The following is a 21,875-nucleotide window of genomic DNA, read 5'->3' as shown; positions in this document are numbered from 1 at the left end:
CTTTTAGATCATCAATTAGGTGGAGCAGCTATGATTGGCAACGATATCATCAACACCATTGGTTCGGGTTCGGGTATTAATAGCTCGCAACTGATTAATGATTTGGTGACAATCAATGATTTGCCCCAAGAGCAGCGCTTAGATAGCCGCGAGGCTCTACTGGACGCGCAAATCTCCGATTATGGCTTGTTGCGCAGCGCATTGAGCACATTAGAGTCTTCTATTGCCCAGCTCTCTAGCCCCGATACTTTTGACGCTAAGGCTGTGTCTGTTCCAGATACCTCTTTACTAGCGCTCACCAAGCTTGAGTCGAGTGCCGCAGCCGGTAACTATCAAATTAAAGTCGAGCAGGTTGCGCAATCGCAATCACTTAGTAGTGCCGGTTATGCTACCGCCGATGCAGAAATCGGCACGGGCGAGTTAACCTTGCGTTTTGGCGCTTGGAACGGGGCATTAGATACCTTTGCGGTAGATGCCGAAAAAACCGGCGCCAGTATTATTATTGACGAAACAAACAACACCTTGGCAGGTTTGCGAGACGCTATAAACGGTGCCGACATAGGTGTGCAGGCCTCAGTTGTGAGTGATGGTGGACAATACCGTTTATTGCTCACCAGTCCTAGCGGCGCAACCAATGAGCTGGAAATTAGTGTCGCCGAAGATGGCAATATAGCAGGACTTAGTGATTTCGCTTTTACCGAAGTAAGCCAGTCCTTAACTCAGCAGCAAGAAGGCTTAAACGCTCGTTTACGTGTGAATGGGTTGCAGGTCGAGCGCGACAGCAACAATATTAATGATGTGATTCAAGGATTGGAGTTTGATATTTTTAGCGCTTCAGTCACCGAGACAGTGAGTATTTCGATTAGCGCTGACCGCAGCTTGGCCGAAACAGGCGTGCGAGATTTTGTAGCCGCTTATAACACCTTTTTGGCTGAAACTGAAAAGCTTGTTGGTTACAACGAAGATTCTGCCGAGTACGGCTCGTTACGCAATGATTCGCTGGCTAATAATCTGGTCGATTCTGTACGTAATTTTATTGGCGCTGCCGTGCCTGGCATTGGGGACGGCTTTACCAACTTGGCTAACCTAGGAATACAAACTAAGCTAGATGGCACTTTGGAAATTAACGAAGACCCTGAACGCGCTAACACCAACTTTACCGCGGCAATGGGTGCTAACTTTGATCTAGTTAAAGCGTTATTTACACCAAGTGTTAGCTCGGACAGCAGTAAGATCGAGGTGACGGGTTTTAGTGCGCAAACCTCCCCCGGCGATTACGAGGTGGTAATCACCCAGCATGCCACTAAAGGCGAGCTTACAGGTACCGCCGCAGCGGGATTCCCACTTGATACCACGGGTAAGGATTACAGCTTTGATATCGCGGTTAACGGGGTTGATGCTAGTATCACCTTGCCGGACGGGGTGATTTATAACTCACTGGCCGATGTTGCCACAGAGATCCAATCGCTGATTAACCTTGATGCTAATATCCAGCAAAGTCGCTCTTTGGTAAGTGTAACGGTAGATGGTGGGGCGCTTAGTTTTGTCTCTGACACTTACGGCAAAGACAGTAAAATTGCGATTAAAGCCGTGGGTGCCGATACCGCTGATTTAGGCTTGCAAGTCGCAACTGGCACTAACGGCTTAGATGTGGCAGGAACAGTCGATGGTGTGGCAGCATTCGGGTTTGGTAATGTACTGTTGCCGGCCATTAACACCAATGCAGAGGGGCTGAAATTTATTATCAAGGACGGCGCCACCACAGCCAATATAAACTTCTCGCGCGGTTTTGCCGGTGGTATGTCCAGCCTGATTAATAACTATTTGGACACTAAGGGGCTGATTGCTGAGCGAGAGACTAAGTTTGAGACCGATCGTGTTGATATTGCTGATGATCGTACCGAGGTTGAGCGCCGTTCTGATGCATACCGGGCACGCTTAGAAAGCCAGTTTTTAGCAATGGAGCTTATCGTTAATAACTTAAACAATACCAAATCGTTTTTGGATGGCATTAATGATCGTCTGCCGTTTACGTCTCAAAATTAATTGTTTTATGGCAAATGAAGTCTGTTAGTTACGTCAGCTACTTAACCCCATGTAATACTTAATTGCATGGGGTTTTTGTTTGATAGGGTGATAGTTTTGGTTTGCTGTAGTTTAGTTGGCAATCTATGATATCTCGCATATTCCGTAAAAAAGTGCCGAGTTTAGGTAAAGTTTCGAGCCGCAAGGCCGACAGCTTATTAACGCAGGCGGTAACGCCTTAAGATAATCTGAGTTAGCGATCGGGACCTATTTATGAAATCTTTTAGCGCCATTCAGAATTACCAGCAAGTGAATGTTCAATCGAGTGTTGTTGACGCTTCTCCTCATAGGCTTATTCAGATGTTGTTTGAGGGCGCGTTAGAGCGTATTGCTCAAGCAAAAGGAGCATTGGCACGCGGTAGCTTTGTGCAAAAGTCTGAGCGTATCACCAAGGCGGTTAATATTGTTCAAGGCCTGCAGGGCAGTCTGAGTGATACAGAAGGTGGCGAATTAACGGCCAATCTAGATGAGCTGTATGACTATGTGGTACGCACCTTGATTCAAGCCAACCAAAGTAACAGCATTGCCAAGCTTGATGAATGTGCCCGCTTGTTAGGTGAAGTTAAAATGGGCTGGGACCAAATGCTAAGTCATACAAGCCCTGCACCAATGGCCGGAGCTTACCTGTGAAGCCAACCGCTCGGCTGCCAGCTGCCAACTTAACAAGCACTCAGCCGCCAAGTTTGGCCGGTGAGGGCGGCGTCAGCCAGCTGCATCAGTTACAAGCCGATATGCGCGATGCTCTAAGTCGTTGCGATTACGCGCGGGTACGCCAACTGGATAATACCTGTGCAGTAATGCTGGATAAGTTAATAGCGCTGAATAATCAGCGTCCCGGTGCATTACTGCAAATGATGCAAGATGTAAAACAACTGTACGCAGATCTTCTATCTGAGTGCCAGATGCGTCCAGCGCAGGTGTGTTAATACACTCCATGTATCGCTAGCCTCTTTACTCTAGCTGCGTTAAAAAGCCTATAAATCTATAGTGATAGATTTATAGGCTTTTTTTATGGCTAATCTGTTGCATTAAGTGCTTGCTATAAGACGTTGTTTTATCTGGTTTTGTAAATACTGGCGTCAAATGTTTGACTAATGCCATTAAACCCGTTATCTATATACCATTATGCGTTATGTGGCTCTATCTGTGCTGAGCCGCTCTTAGCGCAAGCTACCGAATGAGTGCTTTAAGGTTGGGTTATGTGCGAAAACAATAAAATTTTAATCGTTGATGATAACGATGCAAGCCGCGCTGATTTGGCGACGATTCTCACCTTTCTAGAAGAAGTAACCTGCAGTACCAACTCGGATGGTTTAGAGGCCATATTGGCCGATGCCCCTCAGGCCAAGTCATTTATGTTGGTGGTGATTGGTGAACAATGCCATAGCTGGGGCGAGCCACTGCTAGAGAGGTTAGAGCAGTGGAACGACGAAGTGGCGGTGATGTTAGTGGGTAAAGCACGTTTACCACTGCTTGATGATTACGCTCCTAAGCTGCGCATTAAAGTGGTGGGAGCAGTTTCCAATCCCATCAGCTACTCGCCGCTAATCAACCTTTTACATCGCGCGCGTCTGTTTGGTGACGCTCAGCAAGCTAACAAACAGCGAGCGCAACGCCGTCCCGTGCATTTGTTTCGCTCTTTGGTTGGCACCAGTCGCGAGGTACAGACGGTACGTGACATGATGACTCAGGTAGCCGACAAAGAGGTGTCGGTACTTATTACGGGTGAGTCCGGTACCGGTAAAGAGGTAGTTGCTCGTAACTTGCATTACCACTCGGATCGACGCGACAAACCGTTCGTCCCAGTTAACTGCGGTGCGATCCCGGCCGAGCTGCTAGAGAGCGAACTGTTTGGCCACGAGAAAGGCGCCTTCACTGGTGCTATATCGGCCCGAGCAGGACGTTTTGAGTTGGCCGAAGGCGGCACCTTGTTTTTGGATGAAATCGGTGATATGCCACTTAATATGCAAGTTAAAATCTTGCGTGTTTTACAAGAGAAATGTTACGAGCGCGTGGGCAGCAACCGTACAGTAGATACCAATGTGCGTATTATCGCGGCCACTCACCGTAACCTTGAGTCAATGATTGAGGAGGGCAGTTTTCGCGAAGACTTATATTATCGACTCAATGTGTTTCCTATTGAGCTGCCATCGTTAAAAGATCGCTCTGAAGACATCCCTTTGCTTATAAATGAGCTGGTGTCGCGCATGGAGAACGAAAAGCGAGGCTCGATTCGATTCAATTCAGCCGCTATTTTATCGTTATGTACGCATACGTGGTCGGGCAATATTCGCGAGTTGGCCAACCTAGTTGAACGTATGGCCATTATGCACCCGCAAGGTGTGGTAGGGGTGCAAGACTTACCGGCAAAATATCGTCATGTAGAGGTCGGTGATGAATCCTTTACCCTTGATGACTCGGCCCCAGGTACCGCAGTTGTCAGTTTGCACGATACCGCACTGCTGCCAGAGCAGGGCATTGATTTACGTGAGTACTTGACCAATTTAGAGCGTGACCTTATCCAGCAGGCCTTAAATGATTGCGGTGGTGTAGTTGCGCGCGCCGCTGATAAATTATCGATTAGACGTACCACGCTAGTCGAAAAAATGCGCAAATACGATTTGCAGCGCTAGTGATTTACGGGCCGGTGTTTGCCGGCCTTGAATGTTGTTTACTGTGCTGTTCAATATCCTGCCTTGTCTATATTCCCCGCCTTTTGTGTCCTTATCTCCGTTGGTTTAATTTGTTGTCGTTTATGCTCGGTTAACGCGCAATAGTTGATTATATGCCAAAGATTTGACTCCCCCCTTTTTTTTGTTTTCTAAGTCTTTGATTTATATTGAATAATTATTTTGGCATTGAGATTGCAATTAGCCTATGTAAGTAAGCTTAAACGATGGGTTTCTGTTGTTTAGATTGTTTACACAACAACACCGAACCGAGCTAAAAGGTACTGTTATGACGCTCAAAGCTGACGTCTTAAATATAGAGCAAATAGGTAAAGGCAAAGCCGCACCCGATAAAGCCGCCGCCTTGGCCGATGCATTTGAAGCTTTTTCACAGATGTCTGACCAGCTGACCACCTCGTACCGTGCCCTCGAACGCCAAGTAGCTGATTTAAACGATGAGTTAACCGAGGTTACCCAGCAGCGCTTGGATGAACTTGCCGAAAAAGAGCACATTGCTAATCGACTTGAGAGTTTGTTAAGTGTGCTGCCGGGCGGGGTTGTGGTGTTAGACAATAAAGGCCGAGTACGTGATTGCAATCCTGCGGCGTTGGATTTACTCGGCGAGCCATTAGAGGGGGAGTTGTGGCGCGACGTTATTGAGCGCTCCTTTGCACCGCGTCAAGACGACGGTCATGAAATTTCTCTGCACGATGGTCGGCGTATCAGCATCGCTACACGCAACCAAGGCAGTGACGGACAAATTATCTTATTAACAGATCAGACCGAAACTCGCCGTTTGCAGAGCGAGCTGAGTAAGCACGAACGGTTATCAGCCTTGGGTAAAATGGTGTCGGCGCTGGCGCATCAAATTCGTACCCCTCTGTCGGCCGCTATGTTGTACTGCGGTCACTTGCGTAAAGAGCAGCTACCACTAGAGCAGCGCCGTCAATTTGCCGAGAAAGTCTCTAGTCGACTCAATCACATGGAGCGGCAAATACAAGACATGTTGCTGTTTGTGAAAGGCGACTTACCGATTAGTGACAACCTCTGTGTGGCAGAGCTACACAACGAGTTGGCCGAGGCGATGGAGGCGATGGTGCTCACCTCAAATAGCACTGTTAATTGGAATGTCACAGGGGGCGATTATCAGCTGTCGTGTAATCGTGATGCGTTGGTTAGCGCCTTATTAAATTTGGTCAATAACGCGATTCAGGCATCTGGGCGCGATGCCACTATTGATATCACTATCAGCCCGCAGCAGCTTGCTGAAGACCACTGGTTAGCGATTGAAGTTTGTGACCACGGCCCCGGCATAGACGCCGAGTTGTTGCCCACGTTAGGCGAACTGTTTGTGACTACCAAAGCCCAAGGTACCGGCTTGGGCTTGGCGGTGGTGCATGCGGTAGCGCGTGCCCACGCGGGGCGTTTTAATTTACGTTCTATCAAAGGTGAGGGCGCTCAAGCGCTTATGTTATTGCCGGCTATTGCGCCGACTCGCCTTACTCTTATTTAAAGTCCATCGGAGACTGCACTATGTCCAATACAGCCATGCGACTTAATCAAGCGACTGCTCCCGCCGTTATGGTGGTTGAAGACGACCCAAACCTGCGTGAAGCACTCGTAGACACTTTAGTGTTATCCAATTACCCCGTAGTCGAGGCCGATAGCGCGGAATCTGCTATCGCGCAATTAAAAGCCGGCGCTCAGGTAGGTATGATTGTCTCGGACGTTAATATGGGCGTAATGAGTGGTTACGATTTACTCAAGCAGGTGAAGACCGATTACCCACAGATTCCTATGTTGTTGATAACGGCCTATGCCAGTATTGCTGACTCAGTCTGTGCGATTAAAGAGGGGGCGGTAGATTATCTGGTTAAACCCTTTGAGCCAGAGGCTTTGTTGGAAACCGTGGCACGCCATGTGGGTGGTATTGTCAGTGTTAAAGATCAGCCGGTAGCTGAGGCGCCAGGCAGCAAGCAACTGCTGCAATTGGCACAGCGAGTCGCTCAGTCAGAATCTACCGTGCTAATTATCGGCGAATCAGGTACCGGTAAAGAGGTGTTGGCCCGCTACGTACACGACCACTCACCGCGCGCCGACAAGCCTTTTGTCGCGATTAACTGTGCGGCGATTCCCGAGAACATGCTAGAGGCGACCCTGTTTGGTCATGAAAAAGGCGCCTATACCGGCGCCCACACAAGCGCTCCAGGTAAGTTTGAGCAAGCCAATGGCGGCACCTTACTGTTAGATGAGCTATCAGAAATGGATGTGGGTTTACAGGCCAAGCTGTTGCGAGTTTTGCAAGAGCGCGAGGTCGAGCGTGTGGGTGGGCGTAAAACGATCGCTTTAGATGTGCGAGTTATCGCCACATCAAACCGTGATATGCGCGCCGAAGTTGTAGCGGGGCGTTTTCGCGAAGATTTGTACTTTCGTTTAAGTGTGCTGCCACTTGAGTGGGCGCCATTGCGTGATCGGGTAGAGGATATTGAGCCTCTGGCGCTTAAACTGCTTGAGCGCCACGCGCGCAAACAAAAACGCGGCCGAGTAGTACTCGATGCCTCTGCTAAGCAAGCACTGCGGGCATACCGTTGGCCGGGTAATGTGCGCGAGCTTGACAACATTATGCAGCGCGCACTTATTTTACAGGCGGGGCCAACTATTTGTGCGGCGGACTTGGGTTTGCACACCAGCTCGCAGTACAGCGACAAGCCCAGCTTATTGGACAGCTCAGTAGCACCTGGTGAGTCGACAGTGGTTAGCGCATCCAGCACGCCGCTGAATGCTCAAATGCATCACTCAGAGCCCCGTGTGCTTGATGAGTCATTAGCTGAGTCAGCTCCAGCCGAGCTTGGCAGTGATTTGCGGCGTCATGAGTTTGAGATTATCGCCGAGGCTTTGCGCGCCGAGCGTGGTAGCCGTAAAAACACCGCCGAGCGCTTGGGTATCAGTGCTCGAACATTGCGCTATAAACTTGCGCGCTTTAAAGACGAGGGTTTTGCCCTAAACATTTAGGTGTTAACTGCTTTTTACTACTGGCCGCCGGGGTGACTCTGCGGCCAGTTTTGTTTCTGGGGTATATGGTTGGGGACGGACCTAAGTGCTGCCACGTTAATGCGGCCAATAACCGTATAGGCTTTTTGGCCCACTTTGTGCACTAATCGTTATAAACGCGACTGAAAAGTGAAAAACGCCAAAAACTTGTCGCTTGTTCATCAACCCAAATAGCGAGTAAGAGCATGAGTAACCGGGTCGATATCAGTAATTTACTGACCGAGATGCGAACGCTTAAAGCGCAAACCAATGCCTTTCAGAAGCCTGAGGCGCTCAATGATATTAATCGTCCCGTTAAATTGGGCGAGGTTCAATCGACCACCAAAGTGCCGGGTTTTGCCGATGTGATGAGCGAGGCGGTGAATAAGGTTAACGGTTTGCAGAAGCAAGCGGGTACCATGGCTGAGTCTTTTCAGCGTGGCGACGCTAACGTCGACATCACCGATGTGATGATCGCCTCGCAAAAGGCCAGTGTCTCGTTTGAGGCGGCGGTGCAGGTACGTAATAAATTGGTAGAAGCCTACCGCGATATCATGAACATGCCCATTTAATAATAAGGGCGGGTAATAAGCTATGGCACAAACAGATACGGCAACAATGGACCCCGAATTCAAAACCGGCGGCAAAGATAAAGCCTCGCGCGGTGGCGACTTAATTGAAGGTTTTGGCGGTTTAACGCTATTGCGCCAAGTTGGCCTGATGCTAGGTTTGGCGGCCTCTGTGGCAATTGGTTTTTATATTGTACTTTGGAGCCAAGGTGAGGACTATCGCCCACTGTATGGCAGCCTTGACCGTTTAGACTCGGCCGAAGTGGTATCGATATTAGAGCAAAACCAAATACCCTATAAAATTGAACCCTCCACGGGCGCATTGCTGGTGACCAGCGACAATATCCATACGGCGCGTTTAAAGTTGGCTGAGGTAGGTATTGGCCAGAACCAATCGGTGGGCTTTGAGTTGCTCGAAAAAGAGCAGGCATTGGGCACCAGTCAGTTTATCGAGAACGCTCGCTATCAACGTAGCCTAGAGGGTGAGTTAGCTCGTACCATCACCAGCATTCACTCGGTGCGCTCCGCACGGGTTCACTTGGCGACACCTAAACGCTCTGTGTTTGTCCGCGATGCCAGAAAACCTACCGCTTCGGTATTTTTAGAGGTGTTTCCTGGGCGTGATGTTGACCCCAAACAAGTAAAAGCTATCGCCAATATGGTGGCCTCCAGTATTAGCGAACTGCAAAGCGAAGACGTTACCGTGGTTGATCAGTATGGTAATTTGCTTTCGGTGGGTGAAGAGTCACCAGAATTAATTTTGGCGGACAAACAGCGTCAGTACACTTTAAACTTAGAAGATAAACTGGCAAACCGAGTTAGCAGTATTTTAGCGCCTGTGGTTGGCGCTGGTAATTTTCATGCCGAAGTCAGTGCCGATGTCGATTTTACCGCCGTAGAGCAGGCAGCGGAGGCGTTTGATAACGCCGAGCCGGTACTGCGGAGTGAGCAAACTCAAAATGAAACTCGTTTAGGTGATAGCTCAATAGGGGGTATCCCTGGAGCGCTAAGTAACCAGCCGCCGGTTGATGGTCAAGCGCCTCAAGTGGCTGAACCTGCAACAACGGCCGATGGTGGTACGATCGTGCCACAACATAATCGCGAGAATATTACCCGCAATTACGAAGTAGATCGCACTATTAGCTACACTCGTCGGCAACAGGGCAACATAGAGCGACTAAGTGTTGCGGTGGTTCTCGATAATAAGCGGGCCATTAATGCCGAGGGTGAGACCACAAGCGAGCCTTGGAGCGATGCGGAGCTAGAGCGCTTTGGTATTTTGGTGCGCGATGCAGTGGGCTTTTCGGCCGCGCGGGGCGATAGTGTTAATGTGATTAATTCGGCATTTATTGAGCGCGAACCGACTGAATTTGATACGCTGGAAGTTCCTTGGTGGCAGCAACCTTGGTTAACCCCTTACATTAAACCGATGGTGGGTTTTTTACTGATTATGGCGCTTATCTTTGGCTTGCTGCGGCCGGTGTTAAAAACCATCGCCCGCACAGGTTCGCGCTCAGCCGATGAAGAGGAGGCGCGCCAGTTGGCGGCACTTGAGGCTGCGGGACTCGGCGGCGATTCAGCCAACTCGGTCACTTTAACCGGCGGTGCAGTTGCGTTGCCGGGCCCTGAAGAGGGGTATGAGCAACAATTAAATGCGATTAAAGGCCTGGTAGCAGAAGACCCAGGTCGGGTGGCGCAAGTCGTAAAATCCTGGATCAACAAAGACGAGTAAACTGCCGTGGCCGAGCAAAAAACAGTATCTACTATCGAAATGAGCGCTGTTGATCAGGCGGCTGTTTTGTTGATGTCGTTGGGTGAGCAAGATGCGGCCGAGGTGCTAAAGCACATGGGGCCAAAAGAGGTACAGCGCATTGGCGCCGCCATGGCAACCTTAGCGAATGTGCAGCAAAGCGACGTGCAAATGGTGATGCAAAACTTTTTGGATGAAGCGCGCACTTTAACGGGCCTAGGTATGGGCGCCGATAGTTACATTCGCAATATGCTGATTACTGCATTAGGTGAAGATAAAGCCAGCTCATTAGTCGACCGTATTTTGCTGGGCGGAAACACCACCGGGCTCGATACCCTTAAGTGGATGGATCCGCGGTCGGTGGCTGACATTATTCGTAACGAGCACCCGCAAATTCAGGCGATTGTTATCGCTTATTTAGATGCCGATCAGTCTGCCGAAATTTTAGGTTATTTTACCGAAAAAGTACGTATCGATATTATGATGCGCGTAGCCTCGCTGGATATGGTTCAACCCAGTGCCTTGCAAGAGCTAAACGATATTCTAGAAAAACAATTCTCGGGTAAAACCGGATCACAAAATAAAGCGATGGGCGGTTACAAAGTCGCGGCCGAGATCATGAACAACCTTGACGGCAGTATTGAATCTGAGCTGATGGATTCTATTAAAGAGGTCGACGAGGATATGGGCAATCAGATCCAAGATCTGATGTTTGTGTTTGAAAACCTTAAAGATGTGGATGATCGCGGAATTCAAATGCTATTACGTGAAGTGTCCTCTGAGGTGTTGATTGTTGCACTTAAAGGCGCCGATGCGACATTACAAGAAAAAATATTTACCAATATGTCTAAGCGCGCCGCCGAGCTACTGCGCGACGACTTAGAGGTGAAAGGTCCGGTGCGTGTGTCTGAAGTGGAGCAGGCGCAAAAAGAAATTCTTACTACCGCGCGGCGCATGGCTGATGCCGGCGAAATTATTCTTGGGGGCACTGGCGAGCAGCTACTGTAAAGTGGCTTTTTACGCTGAGTAATTATGGTAGATAAACCCAAAGCTAGTGCTAATCGTATTCCCGCCGACCAAAGTGATGCTTGGCAATCTTGGGCGCTACCCAGTGTTGGTCGGGGCGATGGTATTATTAAAGGTAAAAGCCAATCAAAATCGGCCGCTAAAGGTGCTCCCGAGAGTGGCGAAACAATAGAAGATATCGAGGTCGAGGGTTTAACCGGCACGGGTTTAACTGCCGAGCAAATGTCTGAGATTGTCCAGGCGGCCGAACAAGAAGGTTATGCCCAAGGGTTTGAACAAGCACAGAAGAAGGGCTATGAAGAAGGTTACCAACAAGGCCAAGAGCGTGGTGCAGAGGATATTCGACAACTGTTGAGTACCGAGCAACAAACGTTTGCCAGCTTAGTTCAAGCGTTAAAAGAGCCGGTAGATGAGCAAGATGAGAAGCTCGAAATGTTACTGCTGACTATTGTCGAGCGCATTAGCCGAGCTGTAATCGAGCGCGATTTGATCACCCAGCCGGTTGATATTATTCCGTTAATTCGCCAATCTATTGCCGCACTGCCGACCCCCGGCAATAATGTTACGTTACATTTAAATTTGGCCGATCACGATTGTGTACAACGCTACGCGGCAGAGCACGGTCACGATTGGAAACTGCAGGTCACCCCCGATATCAGTGCCGGTGGTGTACGTGTTAGCACCGAAGATAGTGTGGTTGATAACACTGTTGAGCGGCGTTTCGATGAAACTATCGAACGCTTTGCCCAACGCCAAGATTTAGACGAAACGACAAGTGACGAACAATTACTAGCGCGCGAACATCCTGTCGAACCAGCGGCAGGGGATGCCCCTCAACCTCTGAGCGACAAGAACGTAAGTGAAGAAGCGTTTGCGCCGGACGAGCTAGCGTCTGGAACAACCCCTGAAGCCGAGCTTAATGCCGCTCTCGATAGCACGCCCGACGCATTTGATTCTACCGACCATAACAGCGTTGATATTGAGGGCAATCCAAGTGTCTGAGCGTCGTGACCTCTGGTACCGGCTACGTCCTTATTTACCCGATCCTGTGCCCATTGTGCCGGAGGCCGAAGGGCGTTTGGTGCGCTCGGTCGGATTGACGTTAGAGGCTGTTGGGCTAAACCTTTCTGTCGGTCGTCAATGCGTATTGTTATCCCGTGATGGGCGTCGGATCGAAGCCGAAGTGGTCGGATTTTCTGGTAAAAGCGTATTTTTAATGCCGGTAAAGCGTGTCGAGGGTCTAGAGCCTGGCGCGCGCGTCGTACCGCTGGCCCACAGTGCGGCGATGCGAGTCGGTCTGCAAACATTAGGGCGAGTTATCAATGGCTTAGGGCAACCGCTCGATGGCAAAGGCGCGCTGCAAGGTAGTGACTTTCTTGATTTTGCCCCCAGTGAAATTAATCCTTTAAAACGTCATCCCATTCATGAGCCATTAGATGTTGGTATTCGTGCCATCAATGGTCTTATTACCGTAGGGCGCGGTCAGCGGATGGGTTTATTTGCCGGCAGTGGTGTCGGTAAGAGCGTATTGATGGGGATGATGACAAAATACACCACCGCCGATGTCGTGGTGGTGGGCTTGGTGGGTGAGCGCGGTCGCGAAGTTAAAGAGTTTATCGATCAAATTTTAGGCCCAGAAGGCATGGCGCGCGCTGTTGTTGTGGCCTCGCCGGCCGATGATGCGCCGCTGATGCGTTTACGTGCCGCACAATTGTGTAGTCGGATCGCCGAGTACTATCGCGATCAAGGCCTAAACGTTTTACTGTTAATGGATTCTCTGACTCGATTTGCCCAAGCGCAACGGGAGATATCGTTAGCGATTGGTGAGCCACCGGCGACTAAAGGCTATCCGCCGTCAGTATTTGCTCGTATTCCCGAGCTGGTTGAACGGGCTGGTAATGCGGCCGAGGGCGAGGGCTCGATTACGGCATTTTATACCGTGTTGACTGAAGGTGATGATCTGCAAGACCCTATTGCCGATGCTGCCCGAGCTATTTTAGATGGCCATATCGTGCTCTCACGGCAACTGGCCGAAGAGGGGGTTTATCCCGCTATTGATGTAGAGGCGTCCATTAGCCGGGCAATGCCGCAGATTGTGTCGGCGAACCACCTGACGCGCATGCAAAAATTTAAACAGTTATTGGCACGCTATGAGCAAAACCGCGATCTAGTGGCGATTGGCGCCTACAACGCCGGCTCCGACCCGCAAACCGATGAAGCGATCGAAAAATTCCCCAAGTTACGCCAATTTGTCCAACAATCACTTACCGAAGCTGTGAGCCTAACCGAGGCCCACAAAGGTTTAGCCGATTTACTGCAACCGACGGCTCCGGCGGGCCGAAAAAGTCCACTGGCGGCCGAACATGGCCGAGTTGATGGCTGATAGATGGCGAAACGACGCTCTGAGCGACTTAATGTGGTCCTTAAAGTAGCCGAACACCACGAGCGCGAGGCGGCGGGGTACTTGGCTAAATACCAGCAACAGCTGGCCGCCGAACGTTTACAGTTAGAGCAGCTAGAAGAGTATCGCGGTAATTACTTGCGTGAGTATGGTGATATCTCGGCGGTGCATACCGCGGCCGATATGACCCGCTATAGCGATTTTATCCGCCGTTTAGTGGGGGCTATTGACGAGCAAGTACGCAAAGTCGCCAGCGCCCGCGAGCAGTGCGATAAGGTTCAGCAATATTGGCAACAACGGCGCCAAAAGCGCAAGTCGTTAGAGTCATTGATCGAACGTTTACGAGCAACCGAGAACTCTGAGCTAGAGTACAAGCTGCAAAAAGAGCTGGATGAGTTAGCCGGCCTTAATCGCCAAAGCCCGCCCTATCATTAAAGCCGCTATTGTTAACGCGCAAAATAGTCTATTCTCTAAGTCAATCAATCGTTACCGGCATGGTTTTTATGCCCGTTGCGTGGCACTCTTATAACACTGACCTAAGCATGGATTACCGTTAAATAAACGAGGCGAATTATGACAGTAACGTCAATGGCAAGTGACGATGGAAGCGAACTGACCATTGTGATTAAAGGGCGGTTTGACTTTAGCGTACACCAGGATTTTCGCGGCAGTTACGAGACACTTAGCAGCAAGCCTGAGCAATTTATTCTTGATATGACCGACACCGCCTACTTAGATAGTTCGGCTCTTGGCATGTTGTTATTATTACGCGATTACGCCGGTGGCGATGCCGCAAAAATTAGCATTAAAAATGCCAGTAGTGATGTTAAACGAATACTGGCCATCTCTAATTTCGAGCAGCTATTTACCATCGAAAATAACGAATAGTCTATGGGATCTCGTAAAGACGAGCGTTTAATCACGGTCTTGGTGGCAGATGACACCAGCACCGACCGTCTCATTCTCGAAGCTATTTTACGCAAGCAGGGGCATCGTGTGCTGAGCGCCGAAGACGGTGAGCAAGCGGTTGCGGTTTACTCGGCCGAGCGACCTGATATTGTTTTGCTGGATGCATTAATGCCGAAGTTAGATGGCTTTGCTGCGGCGCGACAAATCAAAACCTTAGCTGGCGAAGAGCTGGTTCCCATCTTATTTCTCACCTCACTGACCGACGCTGACTCACTGGTTAAATGCCTAGACGCCGGTGGCGATGATTTTTTATCTAAGCCTTACAACCCAGTTATTTTACAAGCTAAGATTCGATCGTTTTTTCGGATGCGCGCTATGCAGCGCACTATGCTGGAGCAGCGCGATCAGATTGCCCGACACAACGAGCACTTCTTGCAAGAGCAAACCGTTGCCAAACAGGTGTTCGATAACATCACCAGCGGCGGTCAAGTCGACAGTAAACACCTACGTTATTACCTATCGCCGCTGGCGGTGTTTAATGGTGATGTTATGGTAGCCTCTACCACACCTGCAGGGAATTTAATGCTGTTGTTGGGCGACTTTACCGGCCATGGTTTACCCGCCGCTATTGGCGCAATGCCATTAGCGACGACGTTTTACGGCATGGTCGAGAAAGGCTTCGCCATGTCGGATATCTTGGCGGAAATTAACAGTAAATTAAAAAGTATTTTGCCGGTCGGACTGTTTTGTTGTGCCTCAATGGTAGAAATGAACTTTCGTAAAAATACAGTACGCATTTGGAATGGCGGTTTGCCAGCGGCGTATTTGCACCGTAACGATGGACAGGTGGAGCAAATAAAATCATCACATCTACCGCTTGGGGTGCTAAGCAACAAAAAATTTAAATCAGATCCAGCCTTAATTAGTATGGCGCACGGCGAGCGGCTGTACCTGTGGTCCGATGGTATTCATGAAGCCCGTGATCTCGATGGCGAGATGTATGGCGATGATCGTCTGTTGGCCGAATTTGCTAACAATCAACAGCCGGATGAGCTGTTTGATGACCTACTTAAAAGCGTTAAACATTTTGTTGGGTTGAGTGAGAAAAGTGATGACTTGTCATTGGTCGAGTTGCTCATGGCGCCGGTTGATATTGCAGACGTTAATCCCGACTCCCAAGTGGTCACCACACAGTCGCAGTTGGCCGAGTGGGGTTTGACGTTTGAGATTAAGCCGTCGAGCTTTGCGATATTCGATCCTCTGCCTTTACTTTTGAGTGTATTGCTTGAGGTGCCGGGGCTACGTAACCACAGTGGAACCTTATATACCGTCATATCGGAGCTATACACTAATGCGTTAGAACACGGAGTGCTAGGTTTAGATTCATCAATTAAAGATGCTCCCGATGGTTTTGATCGTTACTATCAATTGCGACGGGATAAAACCCAAACCATCCAAAACGGTTTTGTAAAAATTGATCTCGCACATAAGATGCAAGCCGATGGAGGCTCTTTGACCATCATCGTAGCTGATAGTGGTAGTGGTTTTAGCTTGGCAGATTACACTCAGAAAAATGACAAACACTATAGTGGCCGAGGTTTAAAATTGGTGCAATCTTTGTGCGATACATTGGAAGTGCGTGGCGACGGAAACATAGTAGCGGCCACTTTTTGCTGGCATACCGATGATTGATTGCCGGTTGCTAGGCAAACTGCACTATGATCCTCTCATTAGGACGAGACTATGAGCGATAATCATTTAATCGATCACGAGATATTGTCGACCCTGCAAGACGTTATGGGCGATGATTTTGGGTTGCTTATTGAAACTTACTTAAGTGATTCGGAAGGCCGTTTAAGCGCCATGCAAAAAGCCTTGGCCAGTGGCGATGCAGAAGCATTGCGGTGTGCAGCTCATAGCTTTAAAGGTAGCTGCAGTAACGTTGGCGCGACTACTTTGGCCGCCCAGTGTCAGCTTATCGAGCAGGCCGCGCTTAATAAACAGCTAATCGGTCTGGAGACGTCGCTGGTCACGCTGCACAGCGAGTTCAGTCAAGTTCGCCGGCAGCTAGCTGGGTATCAGTAGCTCACAAAAGGGTCCTCTGTGTACTACGCGGTAAGTTTAGCGCCAGTATGGCGCTATTTTGGGGATGGTAATCGCCCTCGTATAACCTCTTTTTACTCCACTTTTCTCTTAAACACAGATTTGGCACTGTGTTTGCTATTCACACCCTGTAGTAAAAATTTTGTTCGCAAGCGGCAAATGCTTGCCGCCCATGGCTTACAGGAGCACTCATGGCAACGAATGAACCGACACTTCTCAGCATGCTGTTACGTCCGCAAGGCGCAGTACAGAGTACTCAGACGCGGGTAGATGCCAGTCGCGACGCGCAGCTGTTTAGCGAATCGCTCAATACCGCCTATAAAGATATACGCAGTAACCGGCCGGATACTAGCGAGCTAGCTGACTCTCGTGTAGATCGCAATCAGCAACAGATGGCAACGAATGATGATCGGCAAGCCCGCCAGCTGGAGAGTAGGGCGAATGCTCAGGAACGTGCTGCGCAATTGGCCGATACTCGTGCGGCTCGGCATGAGTCTCAGGCAAATTTAAGTCCGCGCCAACAAGACACACTAGAGAGCTTAGAGCCAGAACAGCGTGAAGTGATTGAGGCGCTGCCCACGGCAACTCAAGCTCAGGTGTTAGACGAATTGGCCGATCGCGCCGACAGCGGACTTGGCGATGAGTCCTTAAGTGCGATTATGGAGCGACTTGACCCGCAGCTGCGAGAGCAGTTGATGGCGCTGTTGCAATCGTTAACTGACCAAGCTCAGGCGGGCGCCAGTGTTGAATCGATAATGGCCCAGGTTGAGCAAGCTGTGGAGTCTGGGCAGGTTCCACCTGAGTTGGCGGCTTGGCTGAGTGATCAGCTTAACGTGGGAGCAAAAACCGCGGGCCCAAGCGCTGAGTCGCTGGCTGGTCGTCTGGATGGGCTGCAAACGAGCTTGAAACAGGCATTAACGGCGGTTAATTCGGCCACAAGCTCGGCCACTGTGAGTGCCGATGGCAGTAAAGACAGTGCCGCCACATTGGGTTTAATGGAGCCAGCCCAACCTCAGTTGATGGCGACTAAAGATACCCCATTAAGTTTAGACGGCCAACGTGAGCAGGGCGCGCTATTAGAGACGGCCAAGCTGCACAATTTGCTGGCGGGCCGCTCCGAGTCGGTCGAGCGCCCCACCGCGAGTAGTATCACCTCGTTAACAGAATCATTAGGGTTGGCGAACCGCACTTTAGCTTCACCATCGGCGCCACGGGTAGCCTCGCAGATGTTGCCGGGTTTTAATCAAAACGGGTGGGGCGATGCGGTAGGCCAGAAAGTACTTTGGATGGCCAAGCAAAACATTACCAGTGCCGATTTGCGTCTCGACCCACCTGATCTAGGGAAGATTCATGTACGGGTGACAATCCAAAACGATCAGGCCCACGTTAGTTTCGCTAGCGCTCAGCCGGTGGTGCGCGAAGCACTGGATCAGCACTCGGCGCGGCTGCGTGAAATGCTCGCTGAGCAGGGTATGACTCAAGTGGATGTTGATGTGTCTGACCAGCGTTCATTTGCAGAGTCTGATTCTCGGGCTGGCGATGAGGGCGGCTCTGGTCACTCGAGCGGCGGGCAGGCAGGCACTACTGATATGTCTGATGATGAGCGATCTTTGGCCGGTAGTGTTGGTCAGCTAGGGGTTGTGTCGTTAATAGATCAGTATGCCTAACGTCGGTAGCCCTATTTTCTCGCGATAAGCATCTTAGCTTGTCCTTCCTAAACGGGTAGCCTAGCTACCCGTTTTTGCGTGTGATCTATCTTGTCTGCTTGAACTTACTTGATCTACTTGTAATGATCGCTTTGGGCATTGATCTCTAGCGGCTCAAGCTGTGTTATCTTGCATGGCACGGCTATTGCTCGTAGCCTTACAGAACAACGCAGATGACGGATATTTGACATGGCAGAAAACGATCTCGAAAACACCGAAGCAGACGGCGAGCAAGACGAGGCGGCAGCACCGGCGAAAAATAAAAAAAAGTGGATCATTTTAGCGCTAGCGCTAGCGCTACTGGTGTTGGTGGGCGTTTCCGTGGCGGCCACACTGTGGGTGTTGTCGGGTTCAGATACCGATACCGAGAGTGGCCCGGATGCGGCGATAACTGCCGATGAGGGCTCAGAGGCGGAAGAGCCTGCCCGTGAGGCCGCGATTTACTTTCCGCTCAAACCCGAATTTGTTACCAGCTTTGAAGTTCGTGGTCGGCAGCGTTTTATGCAGGTCGAAATGAGCTTAATGCTGCGCGACAACAGTGCCATCGGCGATATAGAGCTGCACATGCCAGCTATTAGAAACTCGTTGGTGATTTTGCTGCGCGGCCAAATCTACCCCGAGCTGCAAACCCCAGAAGGCAAAGAGTTACTGCGCCAACAAGCTTTAAATACGGTGCGCGAAGTACTGCAAGCGGAAACCGGAGAGCCGGTCATCGAGCAGGTATTGTTTACTAATTTAGTGCTGCAATAGAGGCGAGCCAGGTGCAAGACTTACTGACACAAGATGAAATCGATGCGTTGTTGCATGGCGTCGATGATGGCGAAATAGATACCGATAATGACTTAGAGCCCGGTGAGGTCCGATCGTACGATCTAACCAGCCAAGATCGGATCGTTCGCGGTCGGATGCCAACACTCGAAATGATTAATGAGCGCTTTGCTCGTTACACCCGCATTAGCATGTTTAACATGCTACGGCGCACGGCTGATGTATCCGTAGGCGGAATCAATATCCAAAAGTTTGGGGAATACGTTCACACCTTGTATGTGCCCACCAGCCTCAATATGGTCAAGTTTCGGCCGTTACGAGGCACAGCACTGATCATACTAGATGCTCGTTTAGTCTTTAAGTTGGTAGATAATTTTTTTGGTGGTGACGGTCGCCATGCAAAAATTGAAGGGCGCGAGTTTACGCCAACTGAGTTACGTGTTGTGCAGATGGTGCTGAACCAAGTGTTTATCGATTTAAGCGAAGCTTGGAAAGCCGTTATGCCGATTGAATTTGAATACATTAATTCTGAGGTTAACCCATCGCTTGCAAATATCGTGAGCCCCAGTGAAGTGGTAGTGGTGAGCACCTTTCATATCGAGCTGGATGGCGGTGGTGGTGAAATGCACTTAACCATTCCGTACTCAATGATTGAGCCAATCCGCGAGGTGCTTGACGCGGGTTTGCAGAGTGACTCAGATGAAAAAGATGACCGCTGGGTCAAGGCGCTGCGCGAAGATGTGTTGTCGGCAAAGGTTGAGCTTGAGTGTGAAGTGGTTAACCGCGAGATCACCTTGCGCGATATTGTTGATCTAGAAGCAGGAGACATTATTCCGGTTGAGTTTCCGCCTCATCAAGTGCTCACCGCTAACGGGGTGCCGGTGTTTCGAACCGAGCTGGGTCAGCATAAAGGCAATCTGGCACTAAAAGTTAAAGAATTTATTGATCATAGCAGTGCACACAATGTTAGTGTCGCCGAAGGAGGCCCCAATGGCAGATGATATCGAAACAGAAGGCAGTGAAGAGCTAGACCAACAGGCGATGGCCGATGAGTGGGCTGCTGCCATGGAAGAGCAAGAAACCGTGGATGATATTGTCGATTCTACCGCCTCTGACAGTGGTGCATTAGCCCTTGATGAATTAGAGAGTGAGGGTTCGCCCCGAGAGCTTGGACCTGAACTAGATTTAATCTTGGATATTCCGGTAAATATCTCTATGGAGGTAGGCAGCACCGCTATTACAATTCGTAATTTGCTGCAATTAAACCAAGGCTCGGTTATCGAACTCGACCGTTTGGCCGGGGAGCCGTTGGACGTCAAAGTCAATGGCACTTTGATTGCCCACGGTGAAGTGGTGGTGGTAAATGAAAAGTTTGGCATCCGTATGACCGATGTCATTAGCCCCTCTGAACGTATTAAAAAGTTGCGTTAGTATGAGGCAAAAAAAAATATTATTTTTAACCGCCGGAGTCGGTTTGTTTTTGGCCGGCAGCATGCCGTTAACACTTGTCGCGGCTGCCAACTCGGTTGATGACGCGGCATTAACGGCGAGCACCTCACCCGTTGCAACAACCATTGCCTCGAGCGCTGCGATCAACCCAGTTGGCCCAGAAACCATATTGTCTGTACTGCTTGGTTTGCTGGGTATAATTGCGTTAATTTTAGGCCTTGCTTGGTTTGCAAAACGCGCAGGTGCAAGTGGTTGGTCGCGCACTGGCGATATGAAGGTTGTCGCTTCTTTGGCATTAGGCACCCGCGAGCGCCTATTGGTAGTCGATATAGCCAACACCCAAATTTTGTTGGGTGTGACCGCACAAAGTATTAATCAGCTGCATGTGTTTGATGAACCTGCTATCAAAGTCGATGGCAGCGCGAGCTCGGATTTTAGTCAAAAACTTATGCGTATTATGCGGGGGCAGGGGGCCAGCTTGGATCCTGAGTCAGGCGTAAAGACAGATTCAAAATATGCCAGTAATAATGATAAACAAGGGCATGACCATGAGCGTTAGTTGGTTGCTAAGATTGTTTTCTTTACGCTTTTTTTGTCGTCAGGCGTTGTTGTTTTTGCTCCTTGCGCCATTATTGATAAGCACCCAAGTGCAAGCGCAACAAGCCAGCACTCTGGAGCCAACACCTGCGCAACCTACCGATATTGCCGCTAGTGCATTGCCAGCGATCCCTGGCTTGCCAGCTTTTACGGTGTTAACCAATGCCGATGGCAGCGAAGAGTATTCGGTAACCCTACAAATTCTTGGCATCATGACGATGCTGACTTTTTTGCCTGCATTGTTAATGATGGTGACATCATTCACTCGAATTATTATTGTGTTTTCAATTTTACGTCAAGCGCTCGGGTTGCAGCAGTCGCCGTCTAATCAGATACTAATAGGCCTGTCGTTATTTTTAACAATCTTTATTATGAAGCCGGTATTTGAGCAAGTTAACGCTAATGCCTTGCAGCCTTACATTAACGGGCAAGTTAATGCACAACAGGCGCTGGCCTCGGCTGCCGAGCCATTCCACAGTTTTATGTTGGCGCAAACCCGTGAAAGCGATATTGCGTTGTTTGTCGGCATTGCCGGCAACGAGCCGATTGCCACGCCGCAAGATACTCCGTTTTCAATACTGGTGCCGGCTTTTGTAACCAGTGAATTAAAAACCGCATTTCAAATTGGTTTTATTATATTTATTCCTTTTTTAGTAATCGATATTGTTGTAGCCAGCGTCTTGATGGCGATGGGGATGATGATGCTGTCGCCGTTAATTGTTTCATTGCCGTTTAAAATCATGCTGTTTGTGTTAGTCGATGGCTGGGCCATGATTATTGGCACCTTGGCCGCAAGCTTTGGGGTGTAGGAGG

21 protein-coding genes are annotated in these 21,875 nt (G+C 49.7%); all 21 read left to right on the top strand.

The genetic code is table 11. The features are described 5' to 3' along the window. Positions 1–30: 30 nt before the first annotated feature. The 21 genes from fliD to fliP all read left to right on the top strand — a co-directional run bounded on the left by fliD (position 31) and on the right by fliP (position 21,871). Complete coding sequence (gene fliD, locus GILYN3_RS04970; protein WP_049721819.1) at positions 31–2,046, top strand: flagellar filament capping protein FliD; 2,016 nt, start codon at positions 31–33, stop codon at positions 2,044–2,046. 252 nt (positions 2,047–2,298) lie between these two features. Next, positions 2,299–2,715 (top strand): flagellar export chaperone FliS, encoded by a 417-nt coding sequence (fliS, locus tag GILYN3_RS04965; protein ID WP_084005116.1) that lies wholly within the window; start codon positions 2,299–2,301, stop codon positions 2,713–2,715. After that, positions 2,712–3,011 (top strand): hypothetical protein, encoded by a 300-nt coding sequence (locus GILYN3_RS04960; protein WP_049721818.1) that lies wholly within the window; start codon positions 2,712–2,714, stop codon positions 3,009–3,011. Before fliS ends, GILYN3_RS04960 begins: the two co-directional genes overlap by 4 nt. 273 nt (positions 3,012–3,284) lie before the next feature. Then, a complete protein-coding gene (locus tag GILYN3_RS04955) occupies positions 3,285–4,718 on the top strand; it encodes a sigma-54 interaction domain-containing protein (protein ID WP_049721817.1) in 1,434 nt (477 codons plus the stop codon). A 325-nt stretch (positions 4,719–5,043) separates the two neighbouring features. After that, positions 5,044–6,267, top strand: coding sequence for a sensor histidine kinase (locus GILYN3_RS04950; RefSeq protein ID WP_049721816.1), 1,224 nt, complete (start codon positions 5,044–5,046; stop codon positions 6,265–6,267). Between the two features lie 20 nt (positions 6,268–6,287). Further along, positions 6,288–7,766: a sigma-54-dependent transcriptional regulator gene (locus tag GILYN3_RS04945; protein WP_049721815.1), complete on the top strand. Its 1,479-nt coding sequence runs from the start codon at positions 6,288–6,290 to the stop codon at positions 7,764–7,766. A 224-nt stretch (positions 7,767–7,990) separates the two neighbouring features. Then, complete coding sequence (fliE, locus tag GILYN3_RS04940; protein ID WP_049721814.1) at positions 7,991–8,356, top strand: flagellar hook-basal body complex protein FliE; 366 nt, start codon at positions 7,991–7,993, stop codon at positions 8,354–8,356. Positions 8,357–8,378: 22 nt separating this feature from the next. After that, positions 8,379–10,085, top strand: coding sequence for a flagellar basal-body MS-ring/collar protein FliF (fliF, locus tag GILYN3_RS04935; protein WP_084005114.1), 1,707 nt, complete (start codon positions 8,379–8,381; stop codon positions 10,083–10,085). 39 nt (positions 10,086–10,124) lie between these two features. Next, positions 10,125–11,111 (top strand): flagellar motor switch protein FliG, encoded by a 987-nt coding sequence (fliG, locus tag GILYN3_RS04930; protein ID WP_049722567.1) that lies wholly within the window; start codon positions 10,125–10,127, stop codon positions 11,109–11,111. 24 nt (positions 11,112–11,135) lie between these two features. After that, complete coding sequence (locus tag GILYN3_RS04925; protein WP_049721812.1) at positions 11,136–12,131, top strand: flagellar assembly protein FliH; 996 nt, start codon at positions 11,136–11,138, stop codon at positions 12,129–12,131. Further along, complete coding sequence (gene fliI, locus GILYN3_RS04920) at positions 12,124–13,512, top strand: flagellar protein export ATPase FliI (protein WP_049721811.1); 1,389 nt, start codon at positions 12,124–12,126, stop codon at positions 13,510–13,512. The genes GILYN3_RS04925 and fliI overlap by 8 nt, the downstream gene beginning before the upstream one ends. A gap of 3 nt (positions 13,513–13,515) precedes the next feature. Beyond that, on the top strand, positions 13,516–13,965 hold the full coding sequence (gene fliJ, locus GILYN3_RS04915) for a flagellar export protein FliJ (protein ID WP_049721810.1): 450 nt from the start codon (positions 13,516–13,518) through the stop codon (positions 13,963–13,965). A 138-nt stretch (positions 13,966–14,103) separates the two neighbouring features. After that, the gene (locus GILYN3_RS04910; RefSeq protein ID WP_049721809.1) at positions 14,104–14,418 is read left to right on the top strand and encodes an STAS domain-containing protein; all 315 of its coding nucleotides are present in this window, start codon (positions 14,104–14,106) and stop codon (positions 14,416–14,418) included. A gap of 3 nt (positions 14,419–14,421) precedes the next feature. Continuing rightward, the gene (locus tag GILYN3_RS04905; RefSeq protein WP_049721808.1) at positions 14,422–16,131 is read left to right on the top strand and encodes an ATP-binding SpoIIE family protein phosphatase; all 1,710 of its coding nucleotides are present in this window, start codon (positions 14,422–14,424) and stop codon (positions 16,129–16,131) included. Between the two features lie 51 nt (positions 16,132–16,182). Further along, a complete protein-coding gene (locus GILYN3_RS04900) occupies positions 16,183–16,524 on the top strand; it encodes an Hpt domain-containing protein (protein WP_049721807.1) in 342 nt (113 codons plus the stop codon). Positions 16,525–16,733: 209 nt separating this feature from the next. Continuing rightward, positions 16,734–18,209: a flagellar hook-length control protein FliK gene (locus tag GILYN3_RS04895; RefSeq protein ID WP_084005108.1), complete on the top strand. Its 1,476-nt coding sequence runs from the start codon at positions 16,734–16,736 to the stop codon at positions 18,207–18,209. 228 nt (positions 18,210–18,437) lie between these two features. Beyond that, entirely contained in the window at positions 18,438–18,998 is a 561-nt protein-coding gene (locus tag GILYN3_RS04890; RefSeq protein WP_049721805.1) for a flagellar basal body-associated FliL family protein, read from the top strand. A gap of 11 nt (positions 18,999–19,009) precedes the next feature. Next, entirely contained in the window at positions 19,010–20,017 is a 1,008-nt protein-coding gene (fliM, locus tag GILYN3_RS04885; RefSeq protein ID WP_049721804.1) for a flagellar motor switch protein FliM, read from the top strand. Continuing rightward, entirely contained in the window at positions 20,007–20,447 is a 441-nt protein-coding gene (fliN, locus tag GILYN3_RS04880) for a flagellar motor switch protein FliN (protein ID WP_049721803.1), read from the top strand. The genes fliM and fliN overlap by 11 nt, the downstream gene beginning before the upstream one ends. Before the next feature lies 1 nt (position 20,448). Continuing rightward, complete coding sequence (fliO, locus tag GILYN3_RS04875) at positions 20,449–21,024, top strand: flagellar biosynthetic protein FliO (RefSeq protein WP_049721802.1); 576 nt, start codon at positions 20,449–20,451, stop codon at positions 21,022–21,024. After that, positions 21,014–21,871, top strand: a complete 858-nt coding sequence (gene fliP, locus GILYN3_RS04870; protein WP_049721801.1) for a flagellar type III secretion system pore protein FliP — start codon at positions 21,014–21,016, stop codon at positions 21,869–21,871. Before fliO ends, fliP begins: the two co-directional genes overlap by 11 nt. The last annotated feature ends 4 nt before the right edge of the window (positions 21,872–21,875 follow it).

This window comes from Gilvimarinus polysaccharolyticus (assembly GCF_001187555.1).
In the GTDB taxonomy this organism is placed as follows: domain Bacteria; phylum Pseudomonadota; class Gammaproteobacteria; order Pseudomonadales; family Cellvibrionaceae; genus Gilvimarinus; species Gilvimarinus polysaccharolyticus.
The sequence above is the reverse complement of the archived record's forward strand: the minus strand, read 5'-3'. Positions and strand labels throughout refer to the sequence as shown.